At 33.4% G+C, this 1,097-nt stretch carries 1 protein-coding gene; it reads left to right on the plus strand.

Annotated elements, in window-relative coordinates:
- The first annotated feature begins 344 nt into the window (after positions 1-344).
- Complete coding sequence (locus OM075_RS25135) at positions 345-863, plus strand: hypothetical protein (RefSeq protein WP_301193318.1); 519 nt, start codon at positions 345-347, stop codon at positions 861-863.
- Positions 864-1,097: the final 234 nt, after the last annotated feature.

Genomic DNA, 1,097 nt, shown 5'->3' on the forward strand with positions numbered 1-1,097 from the left:
TGTAATTATCTTACGAATTTTGTTAGTTTTAGCCTAAGCTCCCGCTTTGCGGGTTTAGTTCAACACGGCATCATAAACCATGCGGGGTGTTGTGGAGGTGCTAGGTTGCGGTGATTTCAAAAAGTCCGCCCAATGCTTTTAAAGAAACTATTTATTGTTAAATTTAGTCCCTGTAAAACCATTGGGCTCTGTGCGATGAAAGAAAAGGCGTACTATTTTAATCCCCGCACGGTTCATATGCCCAATCCGTTGTGGCGCATAAATACTGTTGCCGGAGTTATCTCATACTACAGACTTTAAAAAGGATTAATAATTCGAATAAATGATGTTGAATCTGAAACTAGATGAAATTAAATTATAAAAAAACAATTAAGATTATTTCAATAATTGGAATTACTGGGATAGGGATATTCTTCACAATAAAAATTGTTATTTTTCTTTTGTTTGCAAAAAACTACATGGACGATAAAAGTCCAGAGTATCTTGACTATGTAGCTAATAGGATAGGATTTACTACAACAAACATAGAGTCATTATCACAAAAAGAAATAATATTTGAACGAATTGATTCATTTTTAATTGATAATAGTGAATATTGTGTGCCAAGTGGGATTCAAATTCAACCGCTAATTTGCAGTGGATGTACTACCAAAGAGATATTGGTATATTTTAGTGAAAAACCAATTGAAATATATCGAATTACATTTGAAATGACGGGAGGTTATATCGATGAGATTTATACTTTGAAGGATAATGAATTTATAGAATATAAAACAGAAAAATTAGAGGACAAGGAAAAAGAAAGAATTTCTAATAGGGTTAAAGAAGAGGTTCTTGACAAAATAGATTGGGAATTAGAATAAATAATAATAATTACGACGCCACAATTGAGTAGCAAGCCACTAGACTAAAAGCCTAGTGGAGAAGCTCTCACACCACCGTACGTACGGGTCTCGTATACGGCGGTTCTCTACATGATGGGGAATAATGAATTAGAATTTAAAGCCAAAGAAGAGTGCAATTGATAATACATATCAGATAAAGCAATATAGCCACGTTTTTGAAGTCGTTCTATGGTTATGGTTGTTCCTAAAATA

It is taken from the genome of Plebeiibacterium sediminum (assembly GCF_026013605.1).
Lineage (GTDB): Bacteria > Bacteroidota > Bacteroidia > Bacteroidales > Marinilabiliaceae > Saccharicrinis > Saccharicrinis sediminus.